General features: G+C 64.2%; 21 protein-coding genes. 16 read left to right on the top strand and 5 right to left on the bottom strand.

The genetic code is table 11. From position 1 onward, the window contains the following. The first annotated feature begins 457 nt into the window (after positions 1 to 457). From BLW05_RS34555 to BLW05_RS34565, 3 genes are all read left to right on the top strand, one after another. Positions 458 to 952: a hemerythrin domain-containing protein gene (locus BLW05_RS34555; protein WP_093169350.1), complete on the top strand. Its 495-nt coding sequence runs from the start codon at positions 458 to 460 to the stop codon at positions 950 to 952. 223 nt (positions 953 to 1,175) lie between these two features. Further along, positions 1,176 to 1,424: a hypothetical protein gene (locus tag BLW05_RS34560; RefSeq protein ID WP_093169352.1), complete on the top strand. Its 249-nt coding sequence runs from the start codon at positions 1,176 to 1,178 to the stop codon at positions 1,422 to 1,424. A gap of 22 nt (positions 1,425 to 1,446) precedes the next feature. Further along, positions 1,447 to 1,947: a hypothetical protein gene (locus BLW05_RS34565; RefSeq protein WP_093169354.1), complete on the top strand. Its 501-nt coding sequence runs from the start codon at positions 1,447 to 1,449 to the stop codon at positions 1,945 to 1,947. A 22-nt stretch (positions 1,948 to 1,969) separates the two neighbouring features. Here the strand turns inward: BLW05_RS34565 and BLW05_RS34570 are convergent, their stop codons facing one another. From BLW05_RS34570 to BLW05_RS34580, 3 genes are all read right to left on the bottom strand, one after another. Beyond that, positions 1,970 to 2,977: an extracellular catalytic domain type 1 short-chain-length polyhydroxyalkanoate depolymerase gene (locus BLW05_RS34570; RefSeq protein ID WP_093169356.1), complete on the bottom strand. Its 1,008-nt coding sequence runs from the start codon at positions 2,975 to 2,977 to the stop codon at positions 1,970 to 1,972. Beyond that, the gene (locus tag BLW05_RS34575; protein ID WP_093169358.1) at positions 2,978 to 3,187 is read right to left on the bottom strand and encodes a hypothetical protein; all 210 of its coding nucleotides are present in this window, start codon (positions 3,185 to 3,187) and stop codon (positions 2,978 to 2,980) included. Positions 3,188 to 3,407: 220 nt separating this feature from the next. Continuing rightward, positions 3,408 to 3,830 carry a hypothetical protein gene (locus BLW05_RS34580; protein ID WP_143045024.1) on the bottom strand — a complete coding sequence of 141 codons (423 nt, stop codon included), beginning with the start codon at positions 3,828 to 3,830 and terminating at the stop codon, positions 3,408 to 3,410. Between the two features lie 225 nt (positions 3,831 to 4,055). Here BLW05_RS34580 and BLW05_RS34585 point away from each other — a divergent pair, with 225 nt between their 5' ends. From BLW05_RS34585 to BLW05_RS34595, 4 genes are all read left to right on the top strand, one after another. Continuing rightward, positions 4,056 to 4,277 (top strand): CsbD family protein, encoded by a 222-nt coding sequence (locus BLW05_RS34585; RefSeq protein WP_093169423.1) that lies wholly within the window; start codon positions 4,056 to 4,058, stop codon positions 4,275 to 4,277. 81 nt (positions 4,278 to 4,358) lie between these two features. Next, entirely contained in the window at positions 4,359 to 4,517 is a 159-nt protein-coding gene (locus BLW05_RS34590; RefSeq protein ID WP_093169425.1) for a DUF3309 family protein, read from the top strand. 59 nt (positions 4,518 to 4,576) lie between these two features. Then, the gene (locus BLW05_RS36240; RefSeq protein WP_177142954.1) at positions 4,577 to 4,720 is read left to right on the top strand and encodes a hypothetical protein; all 144 of its coding nucleotides are present in this window, start codon (positions 4,577 to 4,579) and stop codon (positions 4,718 to 4,720) included. A 345-nt stretch (positions 4,721 to 5,065) separates the two neighbouring features. Further along, positions 5,066 to 6,193, top strand: coding sequence for a sensor histidine kinase (locus BLW05_RS34595; protein WP_093169362.1), 1,128 nt, complete (start codon positions 5,066 to 5,068; stop codon positions 6,191 to 6,193). 263 nt (positions 6,194 to 6,456) lie between these two features. Here BLW05_RS34595 and BLW05_RS34600 read toward each other — a convergent pair whose 3' ends face one another. Then, the gene (locus BLW05_RS34600; RefSeq protein ID WP_093169364.1) at positions 6,457 to 7,029 is read right to left on the bottom strand and encodes a dihydrofolate reductase family protein; all 573 of its coding nucleotides are present in this window, start codon (positions 7,027 to 7,029) and stop codon (positions 6,457 to 6,459) included. A 688-nt stretch (positions 7,030 to 7,717) separates the two neighbouring features. Beyond that, the gene (locus tag BLW05_RS36245; RefSeq protein WP_177142955.1) at positions 7,718 to 8,236 is read right to left on the bottom strand and encodes a hypothetical protein; all 519 of its coding nucleotides are present in this window, start codon (positions 8,234 to 8,236) and stop codon (positions 7,718 to 7,720) included. On the opposite strand from BLW05_RS36245, the gene BLW05_RS36995 reads away from it, so the two are divergent. The 9 genes from BLW05_RS36995 (at position 8,235) to BLW05_RS34650 (ending at position 16,588) form a co-directional block, all read left to right on the top strand. Further along, on the top strand, positions 8,235 to 8,366 hold the full coding sequence (locus BLW05_RS36995) for a 4Fe-4S binding protein (RefSeq protein WP_177142956.1): 132 nt from the start codon (positions 8,235 to 8,237) through the stop codon (positions 8,364 to 8,366). The genes BLW05_RS36245 and BLW05_RS36995 overlap by 2 nt on opposite strands. Before the next feature lie 235 nt (positions 8,367 to 8,601). Continuing rightward, positions 8,602 to 8,838 carry a ribbon-helix-helix domain-containing protein gene (locus BLW05_RS34615; RefSeq protein WP_093169370.1) on the top strand — a complete coding sequence of 79 codons (237 nt, stop codon included), beginning with the start codon at positions 8,602 to 8,604 and terminating at the stop codon, positions 8,836 to 8,838. Positions 8,839 to 8,886: 48 nt separating this feature from the next. Continuing rightward, a complete protein-coding gene (gene hyfB / locus BLW05_RS34620; protein ID WP_093169427.1) occupies positions 8,887 to 10,866 on the top strand; it encodes a hydrogenase 4 subunit B in 1,980 nt (659 codons plus the stop codon). Between the two features lie 4 nt (positions 10,867 to 10,870). Beyond that, the gene (locus BLW05_RS34625; protein WP_093169372.1) at positions 10,871 to 11,818 is read left to right on the top strand and encodes a respiratory chain complex I subunit 1 family protein; all 948 of its coding nucleotides are present in this window, start codon (positions 10,871 to 10,873) and stop codon (positions 11,816 to 11,818) included. A gap of 11 nt (positions 11,819 to 11,829) precedes the next feature. After that, positions 11,830 to 12,489 carry a formate hydrogenlyase gene (locus BLW05_RS34630; protein ID WP_093169374.1) on the top strand — a complete coding sequence of 220 codons (660 nt, stop codon included), beginning with the start codon at positions 11,830 to 11,832 and terminating at the stop codon, positions 12,487 to 12,489. A 4-nt stretch (positions 12,490 to 12,493) separates the two neighbouring features. After that, positions 12,494 to 13,951 carry a hydrogenase 4 subunit F gene (locus tag BLW05_RS34635; RefSeq protein WP_093169376.1) on the top strand — a complete coding sequence of 486 codons (1,458 nt, stop codon included), beginning with the start codon at positions 12,494 to 12,496 and terminating at the stop codon, positions 13,949 to 13,951. Between the two features lie 4 nt (positions 13,952 to 13,955). After that, positions 13,956 to 15,509: a hydrogenase large subunit gene (locus tag BLW05_RS34640; protein WP_093169378.1), complete on the top strand. Its 1,554-nt coding sequence runs from the start codon at positions 13,956 to 13,958 to the stop codon at positions 15,507 to 15,509. Then, the gene (locus BLW05_RS34645; protein ID WP_093169380.1) at positions 15,509 to 16,036 is read left to right on the top strand and encodes an NADH-quinone oxidoreductase subunit B family protein; all 528 of its coding nucleotides are present in this window, start codon (positions 15,509 to 15,511) and stop codon (positions 16,034 to 16,036) included. Before BLW05_RS34640 ends, BLW05_RS34645 begins: the two co-directional genes overlap by 1 nt. A gap of 3 nt (positions 16,037 to 16,039) precedes the next feature. Next, entirely contained in the window at positions 16,040 to 16,588 is a 549-nt protein-coding gene (locus tag BLW05_RS34650; protein WP_093169382.1) for an ATP-binding protein, read from the top strand. The last annotated feature ends 33 nt before the right edge of the window (positions 16,589 to 16,621 follow it).

Consider the following 16,621-nt stretch of genomic DNA (forward strand, 5'->3'; position numbering starts at 1 on the left):
AGGCCAATTGCCTCGCTCCTCAACATAGACAGGGGCGCAATGTTTGCCATCACCGCAGCGTTAGCGGCGGGCTACCGCGCGAGCGGTTTAGTCCATGGGCACGTACCCACCCATCCACCCTGCCCTCCGGAAGGACGCTTTACGCTGCAGAACGGCATTCCCCGGTCTGCCTTTCGACGGCAATTCCGGGCCTTTTGCTGCCGGTCGGACCGTTCCGTCAAATGTCCGCAATGAAATAAACCTGTCCTCGCAGACGGCCCCAGCCTGCAGCCGATGGGTGCGCAGGCTTTGGGGCCGGAGGGCCGGGCCGGACTCGTCAGTCGCATCACGCCGACACCGAGCGGCCATGGTCCGGAACGCATCCTCTTCGGCCCCCAAGGCCTCGCGGCGACCTCCTACGCGGCGTGATGATCGAGGGTTGCACGCTGGCGCTCCTCGAACCCAACTGGAGTCCAAGATGCCCACCACCAAACGCGCCCAGCCCGACGCCTGCAGCCTGCTGGATGCAGACCATCGGCTAGTCAAGAAGCTGTTCAAGGCCTACGAGGAGTTGGCCAAGTCGAAAGCCGCGATCGCCTCACAGAAGAAACGAGACCTGGCCAACGAGATTTGCGCGGAGCTCTCCGTGCACGCGCGGATTGAGGAAGAAATCTTCTATCCGGCGCTCCGCGAAGCGCTCAGGGAAACCGACCTCGTCGATGAAGCCGAGGTCGAGCACGCGACCGCGAAAGACCTGATCGCCCAGATACAGGAAGCAGCGGAGGTGGATGACATGTTCGACGCCAAGGTGACGGTGCTCGGCGAATACATCGACCACCATGTCAAGGAGGAACGCAACGAGATGTTCGTCAAGGCGCGCGCGGCGCATGGGCTGGACCTCGTCGCCATGCGCGAAGAATTGGCCGCCCGCAAGGAAGAGTTGATGGCGGAACTCTCAGGCGCAATCCCTTGACACGTGCGATCGGGTCCCAGGCAGCTCATCGAGTCTCGGGGCCATTTGGCCCACACGTTGCCGAATCGCGGGGCGCAGTGACGTCGGGCAGTGGCATGAGCTCCATTCCGGAACCGCGGCACACAAGACCTGCATCAACTCATTTGCCATCGCTTCATCGCTCTGTGCGATGGGTCGATGAACGGTGAACTTCAGGCTACCCCATCAATGTCTGAATACACTGATGTACAAGATCCTGATCGCGCTCGTCGCCTCGCCGACTACCCTGACTGCAAGTGCCCAACTGGATAACGCTGCTTCGGAGGCCACAGCCGCGACAAAGCACAAGATCGACGAGAAGCGCGCGGACAGCAAGGCCAGGAAGAGCGGCCCCGTCGGCAAGGCCATCAACAACGTCAAGTCCGGCTATCACAAGAACAAGTCCAGGAACTCTGCCGACAAGGCCAAGCAGGCTTTGAAGGACGCTGGTTGATGGCAACTCGAGATCCTTGGCCATGAAACTGCTGCTTGGCGTCTATTCGGCGATCCATGCATTCATGGCGGCTTTGTTCGCCATCGCCGCGGTAATGCTGATCGCGATCGCCGCGCGAATGGCTTGGACGGCATTCGTCAACGAGTTGAACACTTCATCGGCGGAAACCATCATCGAGGCCATGGGCCTGCTCGCCGCCGCAGTGGTCGCGTTGCAGATCTCCCAGACCATCGCGGAAGAGGAGGTCATCCGCGACGCGCACATCAGTGCGCCCACTCGCGTGCGACGGTTTCTTTCGCGCTTCATGGTTGTGATCGTCGTGGCGGTGGCGGTCGAAGGGCTGGTTGCCACCTTCAAGGCGCGTCAGGCCCCGTCGCTGCTCCTCTACGCTGCCGCGACGTTGTGCTCCGTCGGCGTGATCCTTGCTGGCTGGGGACTCTTCGTTCGGCTCAATCGCTATGCGGAAGAACTGGAGCCGGAGGCCATGGCCGAGGCAAAGCGGGAAGACGCCAAGTTGAAGTAGTCCACATCGCGTCTCCTGGCCTTCATCGAGCCCGAAACTGCTTTGCCGCAAACGCCCAGGCCATGCGGGACGCATCGGGTCCCCGCCCATCGCTGTAGGGCTGCTTGGCTGCGCCGCCGCTCCACGCATGTCCGAGACGCGCGATCTCGACCAGCGTGGCCACTGAGCTTCCCTTGCGTTTGAATTCGGTGATGCTCGTCGGATACCGATTGCCCCTCTGCACGCTGCGCTCCTTGACGGCCGTGGCGCCTGCCGCGGCGGCCCACGCCTGAGCCGCCGCATGGCCATTGCTGGAGGCCACCACCCGGTCCAGGCCGCCGTGGATCACCATCAACGGGGGCCACGACGCGGCCAGGGTCGCTGGCGTCGCGAGCAGCGGCTTCGTCGATCGCTGGCCAACCATCGCGCCTATCGCGGAAAGGGTTGAATGCGCTGTCCCCGGCGGGATGCCCGAATGCATCACTACCGCCCTGAAGCGCTCCGGGTGCCTGCTCGCCATCAGCGCAGCCATGCTGGCGCCGGCCGAGAGTCCCGCGACCGCAACGCGCGCGCGGTCCACTGGGTACATCAGGCACACCTGGTCGATGGCCTTCATGATCAGCGCGACCTCGCCATACGCGCGCCCGGCGGAAGTGTCGAACCAGTTCCAGCAGCCCTGCGCGTTGGACACCCGGTCCTGCTCCGGATAGAGCACGAGGAATCGCTCGCGCGCCGCAACGCGGTTCATCCGGGTGCTGGTTGCGAAGCTCTTGGCGTCCTGCAAGCAGCCGTGCAGCATGACCATCAGCGGCAATCGCTCCCCGACCTTGACGCCAGGCGGCCTGTAGAGCCGGAAGCGACGCATTCCCGTCGCGCCCATCGCCACGCCTGAAATCCATTGCCCTACGCCGGCCGGCGGGCGGCGCTTGTCGATCGCCGACTTGACGACACCATCGACGACCCGCGCGTTCACTCGCTGGCTGGTGAGAGCAAACGCCGAGACGCTGCGTGCAAGGATCCCGGTCCAGGTGAGCTTCTTGCGCCTGACCATTCAGCGGCGCCTTCGCTTCTTGGCGAGTGCCTTAGTGGCGGTCTTGCCGCTCCAGAAATCAACGACCTGACGTACCGCATTCGCCTGGGCCGCAGCGACTTGACGCTTCGCAGCTCCGGCCACTTGCCCGCGGGTCGCGTTCATCGCCTTGTTTGAGGAACTGAGCCAAACGCTCATCAGCGGGTTCTTCTTCGTCCAGGGATTGCTCATTGCGTCTCTCGGTGACCAGAAGGTCATCGCATAGCAGTCTGGCAGCGCACGAATTGCGGCGGGGCAGCATTTGGCGCGATCGGAGGTCGCTCGTGTCCTACGTCATGCGAGGTCTGACTTGAACTCCGTCGTCTATGCCGTCTGTTCACCTGTGCGACCGGAACCGGTCATAGGCCAAGCCGCCATCTTCGACTGCTCCTGGCCGTGAGCCGCTCTAGCCCTAGAACCACATCATCCCTAGGTTTGCGGCGCAAGCTCGGTCGAGGAAGTCGCGCAGAGACTTGATGTCAGCCTGTGCTTCCTGCGCAAGTTCGTCCTCATCACTCCCCGTCTCCAGAGCATAGGCCCGTGCCCGTTCTTCCACTGTGGTCAGGTCCAAGTCGCGCAGTGCCGCCCGGAGCCCAACTACCTCCGCCGCTCGAAAGGCGTGGGCATGCCCAACCCCCACCTCGCCAAGTTCGACCGCCAGCCCCAACATTTCTCCCCGGTAACGGCCGCCGACATTCGGAGAGTTGGTGACGCCGTCGAGCTTGGAGGTAGTTCCTTTGAGGATGAAATAGAGCCCGCCCCTCGAGTACAGCATCGTGCACGCGGCTTCCGATTCTGGCCAGACGCATCCGACTTTTTCATCCTTGGAGTCCATCCGTCCAACAGCGACATCTCTGGTTGAGGCTTCAGACCAAGGAGGGGCTTGGTCTCAACCGGATGAAAGGTTGTACGGCTGCCTCAATGGCGCTCGTTTGATCCACGTCAAACGATGGATCCCCTTGTGTTCGGTAACGCACAGATGGCGCTCCGGCTTCGTCCTAGGCTGGTGCTGGTGGGCATTGCGATCGCTCATTTTGAAATCACAGCCAAGGAGAACCACATGAACTGGGACCGAATTCAGGGTAATTGGAAGCAGGTAACCGGCAAGGCAAAGACGCAATGGGGCAAGCTGACCGATGACGACTTGGACGTCATCTCCGGCCAGCGGGACCAGCTGGCCGGGAAGATTCAGGAGCGGTACGGTATCGCGAAAGAGGAAGCCGAAAAGCAGCTCGACGAATGGCAAAGCAAGGCAACTGATTCGTGGTTCACAAAGAGCTAGTGAAGACCAAGTCAATGCAATGGATCCGGCAGAGCTCAACGCTTGGAAGCCGAATTCATAGACTCGAACCGGGAGAACCTCATGACTTTAGGCACCATTCTGCTGATTGTTCTGATCCTTTTGCTGATCGGCGTCATTCCGAGTTGGCCCCACAGCAGAAGTTGGGGCTTCGCGCCCAGCGGCGTGCTCGGTTTTGTGGTGCTCGTCGTGATCGTGCTCTTGCTCCTTGGACGGATTTAGGGAGTTGTTGCGGGAGTGCGCCATTTCGCATTTCGACGTTTTGATTTTGAGAAGGTTTCATGACCAAGATTTCCTTGTTCCACGCCGCAGATGAGAAGCGCGATGCCGACTACAAGGTGGCGGTGGAAAAATGTGACGCTATGGCGGGCGACGCCAAGGGCAATTGCATAGCTGCTGCGAAGCAACGGTTCGGCAAGAACTGAAGTGACGCAGCGCAAGAGACCAATGACCAGCCGCGAACTCCGGGTGGTCGTCAAGGAGTTTGGGCCGAGCGAATTCTCGTGGACGCTGGTAAGTAAGCAGAGCAGTGGCTGCCTTGAATGTGTCGTCGCGTCATCAAGTCGATTCCCGGACTACGACGGGGCACTTGATGCGGGCTTTGTAGCGCTTCGGGCGTTCTGCTCTTGTTTGCTCACCTCGAAGGCCTCGACAAGCTGACCGTGAATGCCATGGACTATTTTGGCCGGACCTCACCGACGTGCAGACGACGCCCCGATGCCCCCGGCATTTCGACTTCGTCGAAACGGGGGCTGGTGAGGGAGGAGCCTATGCATCGATTCATCTCCAACCATCGGGTCGAGCTCCTTGAACGGTGCAAGGCCAATTTCGCTCGGCGGCCCAGGCGAGCCAGTACGACCGCGCAGCTCGCCAACGGCATTCCGATTTTTCTGGACCAGTTGACGAGATCACTTCAAGCGCAGGAGAGCGGTGAAGTCGACGAGAGCTTCAGAATTTCAGGTACCGCTGGCGGTGACGCTGCTGCCTTCTTCGAAATGGGCCTGAGCGCTGCGGCGCATGGCAAGCAGCTGATGGAGCTCGGCTTTTCCGTCGATCAGGTGGTGCACGACTACGGTGACCTCTGCCAGGCCATCACGGACCTCGCCGTCGAACTCGATGCCCCGTTCTCCGTCGATGAGTTCCGCACCTTAAACCGTTGCCTCCACAACGCCATCGCTAATGCGGTCACTGAATTCGGCGTCCGGCGGGACGCCAGCGTCGCGCTTCAGCAGACCGCTGAGGAGAACGAGCGCCTTGGCGTGCTGGTGCATGAGCTACGGAACTATTTGCACACTGCAACGCTCGCATTCGCGGCCCTGGAATCCGGAAGGGTCACCGTCGGCGGTGCAACCGGCGCCGTGCTGAAAAGGAGCCTGACTTCGATGGTGGCCTTGCTCAACAGGTCGCTGTCTCAGGTCAGGGACGCAGTCGAAGCTCCTCAGGAGGCGGCCTTTTCGGTCGCGTTGTTCGTTGCGGAGGCCAGGAATGTCGTCTCGCTCGATGCGAGCACCAAGGGCTGCACGCTCTGCGTCCTCGACGTCGATGCCACGCTGGGCATCTCGGGCAATCGTGAGCGTCTCCTGGCGGCCTTGGTGAACCTGCTGCAGAATGCCCTGAAGTTCACTCACTCCCATACGGACGTCACCCTGAGCGCTCATGCCGAAGGCGACTATGTCTTGGTCGACGTCAAGGACCACTGCGGTGGACTTCCTCCAGGAGCTACCGCGCGCATCTTCCAGCCCTTTGTCCAGGTCGGTGAGAACAAGAGCGGGTTGGGACTCGGTCTTTCCATCGCGCGACGAAGCGTGGAGGCTGACGGAGGTGCTTTGACCGTTCGGGACCTCCCTGGCACGGGATGCGTCTTCACCATCAGGCTTCCTCGCAGAACGCTTCACTAACAGGTGTTCCCACGCCGTGGCAGGTGGCAGGTCTATCCAGCACGTGTCATCAAGATAGCCGACTTCCAATTCGGACGAGCGAAGGGGCAGAGCCGCGAGGGTCAGCTATCTGGCGAATTCCGCGATGGGCCGACCGGCCGCTCTTGGCCGGGTGCCGGCGCTCAGTCTCGGAAGACGAAGTTCACCGGAAATTCTGTCCGCCCTGCGCCGCGCTGGGCGTGCCACCAAGCGGGCGGCGACGCTGACTCGGCGTCAATGACTTGCTAAACGGCATCCACCGCACCTCCTTTGTGCACCTCGTAGCGCAACTCCGCCATGCCAGTGCCCATCTGATGAACGGAAACCAAGCTCAGACTTGGACTGAGCACTCTTCGGGGGAACAACGGCTTGCCCCTGGCGAGGGTAGCCGACCCAATCTGGACGATGAGTTCATCAAGTAGACCGGCATCGTGGAACTGACCAGCGATGTCGCCACCTCCAACAATCCAAATGTTCATGTCGCCAGCAACGGCCCGCATCTCAGTATGGACAGTTCGCACGTCGCCATTGACGAATCGGATGTCTGCGCCGTCGATTGCTGGAAGGCTGCGGCTAGTGAATATCCATGCCGGCTGACCATACGGCCACGCTGAGCCTGTCTCGGCGGCAACCTTTTCTCCATTGCGAACCATCCATTCGTAAGTCGCAGAGCCCATAGCCAAAGCGCCAACCTTTGATATGAACTCTGGATAGCTGGACTCATTCAGACTCCCGAGGGAAAAAAGCCACTCTAGTGAGTCGTCCTCGGTTGCAAGGAATCCATCAAGGCTTGCGGCCGTGTAGTACTGGGTCTTCATTGTTCGTCACAGAAGGATTTGAGTGGCGTCAGCGGCCGACGGGTTCTGGCCGGTTGACGTCCGTCACTAGAGGCGCGAGCGTCGAACTTCGGAATTTATACCTTGCGATGCGATGCTGAGGTATTAGGTGCGCCGCTCCTCGAGTCCCCTTGTTATATGCAAAGACCTGCCTTGAGGCGCGATTGGCCGACCGGCGGGAAGGTCCGGTCTCGGTCGAGGGCTCTAGTTCGACAAGCTCACGCAGATGTCTGCAATGGCACGAAGCCGCAGTCCGCCCCGCCCTCTTTAAAAACTGCACTCGCTGCACAACGGAATTCGGTAGTGCGCCCCGCAGCTCGAACGCGAGTTGCGCGATCGCCTCGCCTACCAGGCCGGCTTGCTCCACGAATTCCTCGACCTTCCAGCGCCAGGGCGCGGGCGCCTGCGGACCGGGCGCCGTCGAGAAGGGAGTCAGCAGCCCCTCGGCGGGCAGCCGCGGCCGCCATGCAAGGCAGCGCGACTGCGATGGGCAACGCCGCTGCGGCAAGAGAAGGCTGTGGGCGTCCAGACCGGAATCCTGTGTTGTCCATGGTTGGGCCCCTCTCGCTGTTGATTGACGGTTGGGAAATGGGCGCAACGCCCGCCAAGACGGAGTTTGATGCAGAAGCGGCACAAGATAAATGCCCTACGACGAGTGCCGCCGGGAACGTCAAACGATCGGCGGATGGATCGGCATCCAGGGCTTCAATCGAACGTCAGCGGCAATCGGGACAAGCGCGTCGAGATTGAACAACCTGACTATCGTCACGGCGAGCAATCCAAGCCAGATCAGGAAGAGTGCAATTGCCCACGCGCTCGGTTTCCAAGCCCTTCGAACCGTGGATTTCGAGGGCGGAAAACGGCAGATCCCCGCTGCTTCCCGTACCGTGTCGAACTGCTGGAGAAATGCGATGACCCCAGGATGGAGCGCATGACAGACTTCGCCGGCCTGCATCCCTCGGACTCTCGCGGCGCGGACCAGGAGGGCGCCGTGCACGCGCAATCGTTGGACAGACGGCCCCATCCTTCCGATGCATCCAGTGCCGCTCCACCGAGCCGATTCGGTGCAGCCGCCGGCCTTTTCGATCAACTCGACCTTCGGCCGCTGGAACCGCGGATGCGCCGCCGGCCGTGGTGGCGGCTTTGGTAGTCGGCGCGCCTTCGCTGAAGCCCGAACGTCGAGGTCCATGAGCGATCAACCAACCCGGCCTCATCGACCGGTCGGATTACCCGAGGTCGACGCTGCGCGCTGCACAGGCTGCAGCGATTGCGCTGTCGCATGCCCGTTTCGTGTGATCAGCATGCGGAGGGTGGATTGAAGGTGTTCACAGGCGGCCAGACTGCGAACACCTCTCGGTGCGATATCGAACGGCCAGGACACCGGCGATGTATCCATGCTCGCCAATCCGGAGATCGTCGATGTCATCAAAGGCTAGACAGTTAGACCTGCCCTTGGCAGGGCCCCGGGCCCATGCGCGGGCAGCCCTTCCCGCACACATGCATGCGGAGTAGGATGTGCATCGAACAAACATCCTATTGCCATACAGAGGATCCATGGAGCTGAAGACCGCGCGCTTGACGCTTCTCATCGATCCCAACAAGAAGGCAGCCTTCGAACGCCTGTGCGCGCAGCAGGACCTGACGCCCTCTCAGGTCGTGCGCCAGCTGATCCGCGACTACCTGGCGCACCACGGCGTGAGCTACCAACCCAGTGGCTCCCACGTGGACGAAGGCGGGGATGCCGCGGCGGCGCCGTCACAACGACGGGGACCGCGCCCCCGGAAGGCCTGAACCGTGGGGCCGTGGGCAGCACCGGCCGGCTGGCTCGCCATCGACGGCATGATGGCGGTGTGCGTCGGCTGGCTGGCCGTCGGCGCTGTCGGCGTGGCTGCGTTGCACCGGCTGGCCTTCGTGGCCCACGTGCTGTTCCCGATCGGCGGCGTGCTTGGCCTGGCGCTGGCCGGCCTGGCGGCCGCCGCCCTGATGGGCACGCCCGAGGTGGCCGTGCTGCCCATCGGGCTGCCCAGCCTGCCGCTGCACCTGCGGCTGGATAGCCTGGCGGCCTACTTCCTGCTGGTCATCGGCTCGGCATCGGCCGGCATCTCCTTCTTCGCGGCGGGCTACTTCCGCAAGGGTGAAGGGACGCCGCCGGGCCTGCTGTGCCTGGAGTACCACCTGTTTCTCGCCAGCATGGTCGGCGTCGTGCTCGCCGACGATGCCTATGGCTTCATGGTGATGTGGGAGACCATGGCGTTGTCGTCGTACTTCCTCGTCACCGCGAACCACCGCGTGCCCGAGGTGCGCAGTGCTGGCTACCTGTACATCACGATGGCGAGGGTCGGCGCCATCGCCATCCTGCTGTGCTTCGGCGTGCTGCAGGCCAACACCGGCGACTACACCTTCGCGAACATGCGCGCGCAGGAGCTGACGCCCTTCTGGGCCTCGGTCGGGTTCCTGCTGGCGGTGTTCGGCTTCGGCGCCAAAGCCGGCATCCTGCCGCTGCACGTGTGGCTGCCCGAGGCCCATCCGGCAGCGCCCTCGCCGGTCTCGGCGCTGATGAGCGGCGTGATGCTCAACACGGCCATCTACGGCGTCCTGCGCGTGGCGATGGACCTGCTGCACCTGCGGCTTTGGTGGTGGGGCGCGCTGCTGATGGCCGCCGGCCTGGCCACGGCGCTGTATGGGGTGATCTTCGCCGCCGTGCAGACCGACATGAAGCGCCTGCTGGCCTACTCCTCGATCGAGAACATGGGCCTGCTGTTCGTCGGCATGGGGCTCGCGCTGATCTTCTCCGGCCACGGCATGGCGCCGATGGCGGCACTGGCGCTCACCGCCACGCTGTACCACGTGGCCAGCCACGCCTTCTTCAAGAGCCTGCTGTTCCTGGGCACCGGCAGCGTGCTACACGCCACCGCCGAACGCAGCCTGGGCAAGCTGGGTGGCCTGATTCGCACCATGCCCTGGGTCGGCTGGTTCACGCTGCTGGGCGTGCTGGCCAGCGCCGGTCTGCCGCCGCTGGGCGGCTTCGTGTCGGAGTGGTTGCTGCTGCAGAGCTTCCTGTTCACGCCAGGGCTCCCGGTGCCACTGCTGACCATGCTGATCCCGGTGGTGGCGGCGCTGATCGCACTGGTCGCCGCGCTGGCGGGCTACACGATGGTCAAGTTCTTCGGGGTGATCTTCCTCGGCCAGCCGCGGGAGGAGAAACTGGCGCATGCCCACGACGCCGGCCTGCGCGAGCGCCTCGGCATGGGCTGGCTGGTGGCCGGCTGCCTGGCGCTCGGCCTGCTGCCGGTGCCCGTCATCGGGCTGATCGACCCGGTGACGCGCCAACTCGTTGGCGCGGGCCTGGCCGAACGCGTGGCAGCAAGCGGCTGGCTGCTGGCACCGAACAGTCTGGAGCAGGCGAGCTACGGGCCCGTGATCGTCCTGCTCGGCATCCTGGGCAGCTTCGCGCTGGCGTACCTGCTGGTGCGCAGGCTCTACCACGGACGCCTGCGCCGCGGCATGGCCTGGGCCTGCGGCTTCCCGTGGGTCACGCCGCGCATGCAGGACACGGCCGAAGGCTTTGGCCAGCCGATCCGGCAGATCTTCGAGCCCTTCTTCCAGATGAAGCGCGAGCTGCCCACGCCCTTCGACGAGCAGCCACGCTACAAAGTCGTCGTCGAGGACCACTTCTGGCGCTGGATGTACCTGCCCATCGTCAACCTGGCCGCGTATCTCGCACGTCTGATCGGCCTGATGCAGCAGGGCCGCATCGCGGTGTACCTGCTCTACAGCTTCCTCACGCTGGCGGCCACGCTGCTGGCGGTGATGCGGTGATCTCATGAGCTGGACCGGCGTGCTGTCCCAGTTGCTCGAGATCGTGCTGGCGATCGGGCTGGCACCGGCGCTGATGGGCTGGGTCAACCAGTGGCGTGCCTGGCTGCAGAACCGCTCCGCGCCCAGCCTCTGGCAGCCCTACCGCCAACTGCACAAGCTGTTCGTCAAGGAATCGGTCGTCGCGGACAACGCGTCGCGGCTGTTCCGCACGGCGCCCTACGTAGTGTTCGGCTGCATGGTGCTGGCCAGCGCGATCATCCCGACGTTGTCCACCGACCTGCCACTTGCGCCGGCAGCCGATGCAATCGCGCTGGTCGGCCTGTTCGCGCTGGCGCGTGTCTTCATCTCGCTGGCAGCGATGGACGTGGGGACGGCATTCGGCACGCTGGGTGCACGGCGCGAGATGCTGATCGGTTTCCTGGCCGAGCCGGCGCTGCTGATGGTGCTGTTCTCGGCTTCGCTGATCTCGAAGTCGACGTCGCTGACCACCATCGTGGAGACACTGGCGCACCGTGAGCTGACCATCTATCCAGGGCTGGCGTTCGCGGGGGTGGCCTTCACGATGGTGTCTCTGGCCGAGAACGCGCGCGTGCCGGTGGACAACCCTGCCACGCACCTGGAACTGACGATGATCCATGAGGCGCTGATCCTCGAGTACTCCGGCCGGCACCTCGCGCTCATCGAGTGGGCCGCGAGCCTGAAGCTCTTCGCCTACTCGTGCATGGGCTTGGCGCTCTTCTTTCCCTGGGGCGTGGCCGAGGCCCACGCGCCGTTGGCCATGCTGCTGGCGCTGCCGGTCCTGGTGTTCAAGCTGGCGATCGGCGGGTTCCTGCTCGCGGCGCTGGAAACCTTGTCGGCCAAGATGCGCGTCTTCCGCGTGCCCGAGTTTCTCGCCGCGGCCTTCCTGCTGGCCGTGATCGGCATGCTGGTCCACATCCTGCTCGCGCGCTGAAGGATCCGTCCATGACCGCGCTACTCACCCAGTTCGTCAACTCACTCGGCGCGCTGCTGCTCATCCTGGCCTTCGCGATGATCGCGCAGCGGCGCATCCGGTCGCTGGTCAACCTGTACACCCTGCAGGGCGCAACGCTGGTGCTGGCCACCGTCGTGGTTGGCATCGTCACGAACCAGCCGCACCTGTACCTGTCGGCGGCCATCACATTCGTGCTCAAGGTGCTGCTGATCCCCTGGCTGCTGCACCGGGTGATTGTCAAGCTCGACATCCGTTGGGAGCTGGAAAGCCTGATCAACATTCCCACCACCATGCTCATCGGCATCCTGGTGGTGATCTTCGCCTTCAACCTGGCCCTGCCGATCTCACGGCTGTCGAACTCGCTGGCCAGCGGCACGCTGGGCATCGCGCTCGCCTGCGTGTTGCTGTCTTTCCTGATGATGATCACCCGCGCCAAGGCGGTATCGCAGGTGATCGGCTTCCTGTCGATGGAGAACGGGCTGTTCTTCGCTGCCACCTCGGCCACCTACGGCATGCCGATGGTCGTGGAACTCGGCATCGCACTGGACGTGCTGATCGGCGTGCTGATCCTGGGCGTGTTCATGTTCCAGATCCGCGAGCAGTTCGACAGCCTGGACATCCGCCACCTCGAGAAGCTCAAGGAAGACTGACCCCATGCTGGCCCTGGCGTTCCTGCTTGCCGTGCCCCTGCTGGGCGGCATCGTGCTCGGGCTCGTCGGTCACAAGGACAGCGCGCGCGACGTCAACGTCGCCTTCAGCACCGGCACTTTCGTGTGTGCCTGCGTGCTGACGGCCGAGGTGATTGCCCAAGGGCCGATGCTGGTCTGGGACCACTACTTCTACATCGACGCCCTCAACGTCTTCCTCGTCACGCTCACGGCCTTCGTCGGCCTGACCACGTCGATCTTCTCGCGGCCCTACATGCGCGTGGAGCGCGACCACGGCAAGATGACACCGCCGCGGCTACGCCTGTACCACAGCATGTACCAGCTGTTCAACTTCACGATGCTGCTGGCGCTGACCACCAACAATCTCGGCATCGTCTGGGTGGCGATGGAGGCAGCGACGCTTTCCACGGTGCTGCTGGTCAGCGTCTACCGCACCGCGGCCAGCCTGGAGGCGGCCTGGAAGTACTTCATCCTCTGCGGCGTGGGCATTGCGCAGGCACTGTTCGGCACCGTGCTGCTGTACATGGCGGCCGAGAAGGTGATCGGGCCCGAGGGCGGCGCGCTGCTGTGGACCAACCTCGACGCGGTGAAGGCCCAACTCGACCCCAACATCATCACGCTGGCCTGGGCCTTCCTCTTCATCGGCTACGGCACCAAGGTCGGCCTGGTGCCGGTGCACAACTGGCTGCCCGACGCGCATGCCGAGGGGCCGACGCCGGTGTCTGCGGTGCTGTCCGGCCTGCTACTGAACGTGGCGCTGTACGCAGTCCTCCGCTGCAAGGTGCTGACCGACGGCGCGCTCGGCGGCAGCGCGCTCACCGGCGCGCTGATGATGGGCTTCGGCCTGGTGTCGGTGGTGGCGGCGGTGTTCTTCATCATCCGCCAGCGCGACGTGAAGCGCATGTTCGCGTACTCGTCGATCGAGCACATGGGCATGATGACCTTCGCTTTCGGGATGGGCGGCCCGATCGCCAGCTTCGCCGGCCTGCTGCACATGACAGTGCACTCGCTGATCAAGTCGGCGATCTTCTTCGCCGTCGGCCACGCAACGCAGAAGGCCGGCTCGCAGATCATGGACGAGATCCGCGGGCTCATCCGCGTAAGCCCGACGGTCGGCTGGGGCCTGATGCTCGGCGCGCTGGCGATCCTGGGCATGCCGCCCTTCGGCGTGTTCGCGAGCGAGTTCCTGATCGTCACCACTGCGATGCGCGACCACCCCTGGGCCACGCCCTTCCTGCTGATCGCGCTGGGCCTGGCTTTCGCGTCGGTCTTCAATCGCGTGCAGCCGATGGTGTTCGGCGAGACGACGCTCAGGCCGCTGGCACATCCGCCAGCGCTGATCCCCGTGTTCGTGCACCTCGGGCTGGGCCTGATGCTGGGCCTGTACATCCCGCCCTACCTCGCCGCCTGGTATCAACAGGCGGCGGCCATGCTGGGAGGCTGAAACCATGCCGATCACCCGCCTTGGCCTGATGAACCTCACGCGCCTGGGCGCGCCGGTGGCGATCTGGCATGCGCCGGTCGATCGCGCGGCCTGGTCTGCCACAGCAGGCAAGGTGGCAGCAGCCGGCGGGCGCCTCGTAGCGTTGTGGGCGACCCATCGTGACGAGACCGCTGGCAGCTCCGCTTCCGTCAGCGCAGCCCTGGCCGGCGACTTCGGCCTGCTGTGGATGGAGCTTTCTCTGGACGTCGGCGAGTCCTTCCCGGATCTCACGCCCAGTTTCGCCTGCGCCTCGCGCATGCAGCGCGCCGTGGCTGACCTGAACGGGCTGCAAGCCGAGGGTGCCCGAGATCGGCGCCCCTGGCTCGATCACGGGCTGTGGCGCGACGGGCCGCCCCTGGCACCTGACGCCTCGCCAATCGGTGCCGATGCCAGGACGCTGCCAGCGGACTACCCGTTCGTGCGCGTCGAGGGCGACGGCGTGCACGAGATCCCCGTCGGGCCGGTGCACGCCGGCATCATCGAGCCGGGTCACTTCCGCTTCTCCGTCGTCGGCGAGAAGGTGCTGCGACTCGAGGAGCGCCTGGGCTACGTGCACAAGGGCATCGAGCGGCGCTTCACCGCGCTGCCCGCACTCGAAGGTCACCGGCTCGCCGGGCGCGTGAGCGGCGACTCGACCGTGGCCTTTGCCTGGGCCTACTGCATGGCGCTGGAGTCGGCCACCGGCATCGAGGTACCCGAGCGGGCCGCATGGCTGCGTGCGCTGCTGCTCGAACGCGAACGCGTCGCCAATCACTTGGGCGATCTCGGCGCCCTAGGCAACGACGCCGCGCTGGCGTTCGGCCTGGCCCAGTTCTCGCGGCTGCGCGAGGACTGGCAGCGCCTGTCGAAGGAGTTGTTCAGTCACCGATTCATGATGGATGCGATTGTCCCCGGCGGCGTAGCCGTCGACCCTGGCACCCCGGCCGCCGATCGCGTACGCGCGCAATGCGATGCCATCGAACGCGAGGTGCGGACGCTGCGCGGCATCTATGACGAACACGCAGGCCTGCAGGTCCGTTTCATGACCACGGGCCGCGTGTCGCGTGAGCTTGCGCTGCGTCTGGGACTGACTGGCCTCGCGGCACGCGCGAGCGGCGTCGCCCAGGACCTGCGCGTCGACCAGTCCTTCGATCCCTACCGCCGCTTCGATCCGCAACTGTGCCTGCAGACCGGCGGCGATGTGGCCGCGCGCGCGGCCGTGCGCTTCGACGAGATCTTCGAGTCGCTGCGCCTGATCCGCCGCATCTGCGAGGGCCTGCCTGCCGGTCCCGTTGCTCGCGACGTGTCCTTGCCGGTGCACGACGGCGCCCGGGGCGTCGGCTGGGTGGAAGGCTGGCGTGGCGAGGTGATGGTGGCACTGGAACTCGGCTCGGGCGGCGGGGTGAACCGGTGCCATCCCCACGACCCTTCGTGGCAGAACTGGCCGGTGCTGGAACATGCCGTGATCGGCAACATCGTTCCGGACTTCCCGCTCATCAACAAGTCCTTCAACCTCAGCTATTCGGGACACGACCTCTGATGTGGCAGATCCTGCGACAGATCGCCCGCACCGGCATCGTCAGCGAGCCGGCGCCGCGCATGGACGACACCATGCGGCTGGAAGCCGGCCGCCTCCAGGACGAGATCCTCGCGACGCTGGGCCAGGCGCTGACCATTCGCGAAGTGGATGCGGGTTCGTGCAACGGTTGCGAGCTCGAGATTCACGCGATCAACAACCCCTACTACAACCTCGAGGGACTGGGAATCAAGTTCGTGGCCAGCCCGCGCCACGCCGACATGCTGCTGGTGACCGGACCGGTTTCTCGCCACATGGCCGAGGCATTGCGACGCACTTACGAGGCAACGCCCGAGCCCAAGCTCGTGGTTGCCGTCGGCGACTGCGGCTGCTCCGGTGGCATTTTCGGCGAGAGCTATGCCAGTTGCGGGCGCGTCGCCGATGTGATCCCTGTGGACGTCGAAGTGCCCGGCTGCCCTCCGCTGCCGATCGAGATCCTGCGCGGCATCCTCACCGCCGTGAAGCGCGACGCGGGAGCGCCGCGCCGCTGAAACATGATCAAGCGCCCTGGGCCACTCCACGCGCAATGCTGTGAAGGGGAGCGCACCGGCCGCACGAGACGGACCAGAAGTCGGAGTCCATCCATTTCTTGGGGGTGCGCAGTGCAGCAGAGATCCGGTCAGGTCGACCGGGATTGTCTCCCGTGGCGCGTTGACAGGAAGGCGCTGGAGGAGGCCTTGCTTCAACTGGTGATGAACGCAAATACCGCGATGCCGGACGGAGGACGATTGCTATTTCGCGCCTCGGTCGAACGGCACAGTTGCACTGAGGGCACGTCACTCGAAGTTGTCGATACGGGTACCGGGATGAGCGCTGCCATCCTGCTGGTGGCCGCTTTGCCGTTCTTCACGACAAAGGAGCGCTCTGCGCTGTCAGGCATGGGACTGCCGGCCGTCGCGGGATTTGCGGCGCAGTCGGGCGGACACATGGACATGACCTCGGTCGTCGGCGTTGGCACTACGGTCACGCTGAAGCTGCCAACGTTTGAGCGCCGTGTCGAGCATTCTTCCGAGAAAGTCAGCGAAGGCGCTCGTTTGTGTTGAACGACGAAGGGCTGTATCCGAGCCGAACGAGCG

Origin of the sequence: Variovorax sp. YR216 (assembly GCF_900107745.1) — a bacterium.
Lineage (GTDB): Bacteria > Pseudomonadota > Gammaproteobacteria > Burkholderiales > Burkholderiaceae_C > Variovorax.

Excerpts from the sequence above, each read along its gene's own strand:
- BLW05_RS34555 (WP_093169350.1), top strand. The coding sequence starts at position 458 with ATGCCCACCACCAAACGCGCCCAGCCCGACGCCTGCAGCCTGCTGGAT.
- BLW05_RS34560 (WP_093169352.1), top strand. The coding sequence starts at position 1,176 with ATGTACAAGATCCTGATCGCGCTCGTCGCCTCGCCGACTACCCTGACT.
- BLW05_RS34565 (WP_093169354.1), top strand. The coding sequence starts at position 1,447 with ATGAAACTGCTGCTTGGCGTCTATTCGGCGATCCATGCATTCATGGCG.
- BLW05_RS34570 (WP_093169356.1), bottom strand. The coding sequence starts at position 2,977 with ATGGTCAGGCGCAAGAAGCTCACCTGGACCGGGATCCTTGCACGCAGC.
- BLW05_RS34575 (WP_093169358.1), bottom strand. The coding sequence starts at position 3,187 with ATGAGCAATCCCTGGACGAAGAAGAACCCGCTGATGAGCGTTTGGCTC.
- BLW05_RS34580 (WP_143045024.1), bottom strand. The coding sequence starts at position 3,830 with ATGGACTCCAAGGATGAAAAAGTCGGATGCGTCTGGCCAGAATCGGAA.
- BLW05_RS34585 (WP_093169423.1), top strand. The coding sequence starts at position 4,056 with ATGAACTGGGACCGAATTCAGGGTAATTGGAAGCAGGTAACCGGCAAG.
- BLW05_RS34590 (WP_093169425.1), top strand. The coding sequence starts at position 4,359 with ATGACTTTAGGCACCATTCTGCTGATTGTTCTGATCCTTTTGCTGATC.
- BLW05_RS36240 (WP_177142954.1), top strand. The coding sequence starts at position 4,577 with ATGACCAAGATTTCCTTGTTCCACGCCGCAGATGAGAAGCGCGATGCC.
- BLW05_RS34595 (WP_093169362.1), top strand. The coding sequence starts at position 5,066 with ATGCATCGATTCATCTCCAACCATCGGGTCGAGCTCCTTGAACGGTGC.
- BLW05_RS34600 (WP_093169364.1), bottom strand. The coding sequence starts at position 7,029 with ATGAAGACCCAGTACTACACGGCCGCAAGCCTTGATGGATTCCTTGCA.
- BLW05_RS36995 (WP_177142956.1), top strand. The coding sequence starts at position 8,235 with ATGAGCGATCAACCAACCCGGCCTCATCGACCGGTCGGATTACCCGAG.
- BLW05_RS36245 (WP_177142955.1), bottom strand. The coding sequence starts at position 8,236 with ATGGACCTCGACGTTCGGGCTTCAGCGAAGGCGCGCCGACTACCAAAG.
- BLW05_RS34615 (WP_093169370.1), top strand. The coding sequence starts at position 8,602 with ATGGAGCTGAAGACCGCGCGCTTGACGCTTCTCATCGATCCCAACAAG.
- hyfB (WP_093169427.1), top strand. The coding sequence starts at position 8,887 with ATGATGGCGGTGTGCGTCGGCTGGCTGGCCGTCGGCGCTGTCGGCGTG.
- BLW05_RS34625 (WP_093169372.1), top strand. The coding sequence starts at position 10,871 with ATGAGCTGGACCGGCGTGCTGTCCCAGTTGCTCGAGATCGTGCTGGCG.
- BLW05_RS34630 (WP_093169374.1), top strand. The coding sequence starts at position 11,830 with ATGACCGCGCTACTCACCCAGTTCGTCAACTCACTCGGCGCGCTGCTG.
- BLW05_RS34635 (WP_093169376.1), top strand. The coding sequence starts at position 12,494 with ATGCTGGCCCTGGCGTTCCTGCTTGCCGTGCCCCTGCTGGGCGGCATC.
- BLW05_RS34640 (WP_093169378.1), top strand. The coding sequence starts at position 13,956 with ATGCCGATCACCCGCCTTGGCCTGATGAACCTCACGCGCCTGGGCGCG.
- BLW05_RS34645 (WP_093169380.1), top strand. The coding sequence starts at position 15,509 with ATGTGGCAGATCCTGCGACAGATCGCCCGCACCGGCATCGTCAGCGAG.
- BLW05_RS34650 (WP_093169382.1), top strand. The coding sequence starts at position 16,040 with ATGATCAAGCGCCCTGGGCCACTCCACGCGCAATGCTGTGAAGGGGAG.